This is a genomic window from Vulcanisaeta sp. EB80, from assembly GCF_002078205.2.
In genome coordinates this window covers 1-4,642 of record NZ_LCWN02000103.1, presented here as the reverse complement: position 1 = coordinate 4,642, position 4,642 = coordinate 1, and the positions used below count along the sequence as shown (strand labels likewise).

Sequence of the window (4,642 nt, the reverse complement as noted above, 5' to 3'; positions counted from 1 at the left end):
GGATTTTGCACAGATCCTTAAAAGACAACTGGCCTTATTACCGAGGCCATTCCTACTCAATTCTTGGCTCTTTATAGATACCCATGACACCCCAAGGGCAATAACGGTATTAGGGGATGCGGAGAAGGTCAAGGCCGCACTAGCATTCATCTACACGTGGGTTGGGACACCAATGCTGTATTATGGCGATGAGGTCTATCTTGAGGGAGGTCCGGACCCTGATAACAGAAGATGTATGGATTGGGAGAGAAGGGATGGGCTTCATGAAATACTGAAAGCGCTTATTCGACTTGAGATTCGGCCAAAGTATTTAATTGCTCATGGTAATGAGGTCATATATTATGATGAGAATTACGAAGTTAGGATAAGCAATGAACTAAAAAACTATAGAGATGGCATATTGGTTGGAGAATATTTCGCTATACGAAGTAGATAATTGAAATATTGCCACGAATTTCATAATGAGTATACTTAGGTATACTTGTTTTAATTATTTAAACATTATTTAATTTATCGTCATATTTATTTATAGATATTTATTAGATAAAGTACTCACTGCGGTAATGCTTTTAAATACCTTCTATAATGTCTAAAGTCGTATGAGGAGTCGGGGTATCTCAACGGGTGCCATAATAGGTATAGTTGTTGCCGTTATAGTAATAGTGGCTGTGGCGGTTGCTGTGCTTTACATGTATAAGCCATAACCAAAGCCAGCCACCGCACCAGGCTTTGTGATACCCATATCAGAATTCACGCCCCAAAATGTCTATAGTTCGAGCTTTGCTCAAACCTTCTGTTCGAAAGTTGGCAATGTGACAATAACTGTATGGGACACCTACAGCCCAAGTGAGAACCAAGCCTTCAATGCGTCTTTAGCATCCTTCGAACAGATGTATCCGTGCATTCACGTTGAAGTAACTTATGGTGTGGGGATTGCAACGAGCAATTTCATATCGGCAGCAAAGGCTGGGCAGGCGCCCATTGTTTATAGGGATACGAGTGATGATGCCGGTAAACTATTCGCGGCAGGGCTGCTCCTTAACCTATCAGAGTACTTATCGCCATCTGTCTTTGAGCAGTATCTACCAACTGCAAGGGAAAACTTCTACTTGAACACAACCACTGCCCATGGATATTACGGTTTGCCTGACAACATAAATTACATAGTCATGTTCTACAATAAGCAGTACATAACATCGCCACCAAACACCACAGATCAACTCATAAACATGTGCCTACAGGTGAACAGTACATACAATGTTTGGTGCATTGCGTATGGCACTGGTTCTGAGTGGGGTTACAGGTTCGCAGCCTGGTTCGCAGGCTTTGGAGGACAGATATTCGGACCAAACAACATGCCAATGCTCAACTCAAGCGCCATGGTAAACGCCCTAGAGTTCTGGTATAACCTAACGTATGGCTTACACATAAACGCGCCTGATATGAACCCAAGCCTTGAAGGGCAATTATTCACCAGTGGTAAGGCCGCGATAATATTTGACGGACCATGGGATCTAGGCACGTACTTCAAGGCGCTCGGTTGCAACCTTGGTGCTGCCCCACTACCCATCGTTAGCCAGACAGGGCTTCACGCAATGCCACTGATAGGTAGTACTGGTTGGGTAATAGCCTCGCCGCAGGCCAGCGGCGCAACGCCGCAGCAGCTGGAGGCTGCGTTGGTGTTCATTCTATACATGACTGGACCACAGGCTGACTTAAACCTGTGGAATTATGCCCATGATATACCAGCCAACATACAGGCGTATAATCAGGCAATTAGTCAATTAAATGCTGGTCAATTATCACCATCGTGTCTCAACGGCATTATGGAGGGTATTTTCGAACAGGCGCAGTATGGGCAGAAGTTCCCCAACATACCTGCCATGGCTTACTACTGGCCTGCATTCCATCAGTACGCCACTGCCTACTTTGCTAACCAGACGACAGCTCAAGCTGCTGCTCAGGGTATGGAGCAGTACATGCTACAACAGATGTCTCAGTCGAGCGGTTAGGGTTAGTGATTAGTTATGGATCCTCTTCAAAATCTTAATCGTGTTTTAACCCAATATCTTTACCTGCTCCCCATAATAGCCATAGCCCTATTCCTATTTCTTTACCCCGTGGCTTACGCCATATACATATCATTCACAAACTTCAACCTATACCACCTATTTAGATATACATTTATCGGTTTGAAGGTTTATGAGCAAATTTTAAGCAGCGGTACATTCTATACATTGTTGCTCAATACCGTGATTTGGACAGTAGGTAGCCTGGTGCCCATGGTGGTTGTTGGCTTTTTATTGGCGTTGATATTGAATCAGAGGGATATTAGGGGTAGAAATGTTTTCTTCACACTATTACTAGTACCATGGGCCTTTCCCGCATACATATCCCTAGTGATTTGGTCAGGCATGTGGAATTACGAGTACGGCATTGTGAATAAATTCCTTGGCCTATTCGGTGTACCACCAATTAATTGGTTGACTTTTACGAATACGGCCTGAGCGGCCCTTATATTAACGAATCTTTGGTTATCATTCCCATACTACACGGCCGTATTTTTATCGAGCTTACAGAGTATACCTTCGGAGCTTTATGATATAGCCACAGTCGATGGCGCGAGTGTGTGGCAGAAATTCACCAGGATAACCCTACCCCTAATGCGCAGTGCCATAGCCTTCGTGAGTGTTGGTGGTTTCGTATTTACCTGGAATAATTTCTACCCAATATACATACTCACTGGTGGTGGTCCTGGGATATCCACAGACATCCTAATTGTTTATACGTATCAAGAGGCATTCTCATATGGTTACTACAATATTGCTGCCGCATTCTCCGTAATATCCACGATAATCCTGGCAATAATGGCCCTAATGATGCTTAGGGTTGGTAGGGTCCTGGAGGTGATAACATGAGCAACAGGTATAGTCTTAGGTATAAATTAATTAATTGGATTAGGCTCGGCATATCATATATAGTGCTTGCCATAGTCGCTGCCATAGCGGTGTTCCCGATATACTACATAATAATTACCTCGATAAACCCCATACCAACACTTGCCTCAATAAGCCTTAGAACACTACTGCCCGAGAGCCCATCCCTGGAGGCGTATTATTACATAGTATTTAAGGAACCATTTTTACTATGGCTTAGGAACAGCTTGATACTTGCCACGGGCACCATAGCAATTACAGTCGTTGTGGCTTTCATAACAGGGGCTGCGCTTTCGAGATTAAACATTGCCGGCAAGAGGGCTTTGATGATTACAATATACGTAATGACCTTCTTCCCCTTCGCGGCCACGGCCCTACCGCTATACTTAATGTTCGCCTCACTGCACCTACTTAACTCATACATAGGCCTAATACTGGCCTACTCGGGGGGGGGGGCACCGCAATCTTCAGCTCCTACCTGGTTAAGATCTTCATTGATAGGATACCGAGGGATTACGAGGAAGCTGCGTTGATAGACGGCTTAACAAGACCTGGTGCATTCTTCAGGGTGTTATTGCCTATGGCAAGGCCGATAATAGCCTTCGTGGCATTAATGGCATTCCTGGGTGCGTACACGGACTATGCGTTGGCCAACGCCTTCATAACGAGTGGTAGTATGTGGACACTAACACTGGGCATGTACTACCTAGCCTTCGTTAATAGGGCAACCCTCTACAATGTATTGGCTGCGTTCTCAGTATTAATGGGAATCCCAATATTCGCCGTATTCATAGCCTTCCAGAGATACCTGGTTCAGATATACGCAATGGGTGGTGTTAAGGCTTAGGAAGTTGAAAATAATTAAAGGAATAAACAGAAGATAAAACTTAAAAATACAAAAATACAGTAAGTGCTATGACAATCAAAGGAATAATACCAATAACTCTTTTATTAATAGTTGCAATACTCCTCACGCCAGCAATCTTTGCCCAATCATCATGCCCATACACCGTGACCTTCAACGTAACACCAACGAGTGGTCCTGCGTATATTACAGTATCAATAAGCGGTATACCTCAAGGTCATGAGGTCTACCTACACTGGGGCATTGAACCCTACCCACAGGGTCCGTGGTCTGATGTAACGGATACCTTAATGAGTTGGAATGGTGAGAATTACACGGTAACCATAGGCCCATTCCAACCTGGCACATGGGTTGCCTGGGTCTTTCATGACGCAACAACGAACACATGGATAAACTATCAATGCGTCCCCTTCTGGAACTGGAACGTCGACGTTAACCCACCAAATGCCGGTTATACCTGGGCCTACGTATACCCAAACGGCTCAATACTAATAACAATGCTCGGTAGGGCTCCCGATAATATATTACTATGGTACGGATTAACGTCCGGACCTGGAAACGTTCCCTGGTACACAACAAGTGGTTCACCTGGCGCCATGAACGCAAGCATGACATTCAACCCACTATGGGGTAACTACTCAGTAATGATTGGTCCATTCAAGCCAGCTGGCCTCCTCCCACGCCTTGAAAGGGCGTGGGTGGTTTCCTCGCCCTGCCTTCATCGGCCCCTCCGGCTGGGTTCATGGGGTTGCCCCGGGCCAGCACCGCGGGGCTTTTCTCTAAGCTGGCCATGAATTCCCTGAGTGTGGCGTGTAGATGGTGCACGATGGGGGATGATATT

Annotated in this window: 4 protein-coding genes and 2 pseudogenes; all 6 read left to right on the top strand. The window is 45.2% G+C overall.

Annotation, left to right across the window (positions count from 1 at the left end):
* On the top strand, positions 1 to 436 hold a 436-nt coding region (locus tag B7L70_RS11850), incomplete at its 5' end, for an alpha-amylase family glycosyl hydrolase (RefSeq protein WP_238376241.1).
* A gap of 163 nt (positions 437 to 599) precedes the next feature.
* Positions 600 to 2,012: pseudogene (locus tag B7L70_RS11845) on the top strand (extracellular solute-binding protein).
* Positions 2,013 to 2,027: 15 nt separating this feature from the next.
* Positions 2,028 to 2,918 (top strand): annotated as a pseudogene (locus B7L70_RS14325) (carbohydrate ABC transporter permease).
* Positions 2,915 to 3,469, top strand: coding sequence for a hypothetical protein (locus B7L70_RS14000; RefSeq protein ID WP_238376238.1), 555 nt, complete (start codon positions 2,915 to 2,917; stop codon positions 3,467 to 3,469). The pseudogene B7L70_RS14325 and the gene B7L70_RS14000 overlap by 4 nt, the downstream one beginning before the upstream one ends.
* Positions 3,355 to 3,783 carry an ABC transporter permease subunit gene (locus tag B7L70_RS13995; RefSeq protein WP_369907352.1) on the top strand — a complete coding sequence of 143 codons (429 nt, stop codon included), beginning with the start codon at positions 3,355 to 3,357 and terminating at the stop codon, positions 3,781 to 3,783. The genes B7L70_RS14000 and B7L70_RS13995 overlap by 115 nt, the downstream gene beginning before the upstream one ends.
* Before the next feature lie 68 nt (positions 3,784 to 3,851).
* On the top strand, positions 3,852 to 4,595 hold the full coding sequence (locus tag B7L70_RS11830; protein ID WP_238376237.1) for a hypothetical protein: 744 nt from the start codon (positions 3,852 to 3,854) through the stop codon (positions 4,593 to 4,595).
* The last annotated feature ends 47 nt before the right edge of the window (positions 4,596 to 4,642 follow it).

Coding starts and splice junctions, on each gene's coding strand:
- B7L70_RS14000 (WP_238376238.1), top strand. CDS start 2,915: ATGAGCAACAGGTATAGTCTTAGGTATAAATTAATTAATTGGATTAGG.
- B7L70_RS11830 (WP_238376237.1), top strand. CDS start 3,852: ATGACAATCAAAGGAATAATACCAATAACTCTTTTATTAATAGTTGCA.